This window comes from Pseudomonas meliae (genome assembly GCF_001400515.1).
Taxonomy (GTDB): Bacteria; Pseudomonadota; Gammaproteobacteria; order Pseudomonadales; family Pseudomonadaceae; genus Aquipseudomonas; species Aquipseudomonas amygdali.
Genome location: NZ_LJQT01000103.1, coordinates 1 through 523 on the forward strand (window position 1 = coordinate 1; position 523 = coordinate 523).

Annotated in this window: 1 protein-coding gene; it reads left to right on the forward strand. The window is 57.2% G+C overall.

Annotation, left to right across the window (positions count from 1 at the left end):
• Positions 1–202: 202 nt before the first annotated feature.
• Positions 203–523, forward strand: a 321-nt coding sequence (locus ALO64_RS04720) for an AraC family ligand binding domain-containing protein (RefSeq protein WP_174517433.1), incomplete at its 3' end; no start/stop codon positions are given.

Below are 523 nucleotides of genomic sequence, written 5' to 3' on the forward strand. Positions count from 1 at the left end.
CTACTTCAGACCTTCCTAAGGCTTACGCGCTTCGCTTTTTATGCTCTGCGTGAGCATGCCTGAGTGACGCAGCTCGTCACGACACGCATGCCGACGCAGAGCATTTGCACTAGCCGGTGCTTTTTAACGCAATGCGACACATCGGCATCGCGCTGGCACATGAGTTCAGCTACCCTCGGTGCTCTGCCGACGGGATATCAGCATGAGCACCATCCACTCCAGCGACTCGACCGCACCCCCCTTTTTCTGGCGCGATGAGTGTCTGCCTTTCATTGAGGCGCGCTCGGTAGAAGGTGGCCGGCTGGTCTGCTATGCCCCGCATTCGCATGAGACTTTTTCCATCGGCGCGATTACCGCTGGGCAAAGCACCTATTTGCACGAAAAGAGCTCACAGCGCGTAACGGCAGGCACCGCGGTCCTGATGAACCCCGGAGATGTGCATGCCTGCAACCCGATCAACAATCAGCCGTGGTCGTACCTGATGCTTTATGTGGACAGCCATTGGCTAGGGATTCTCCGATCA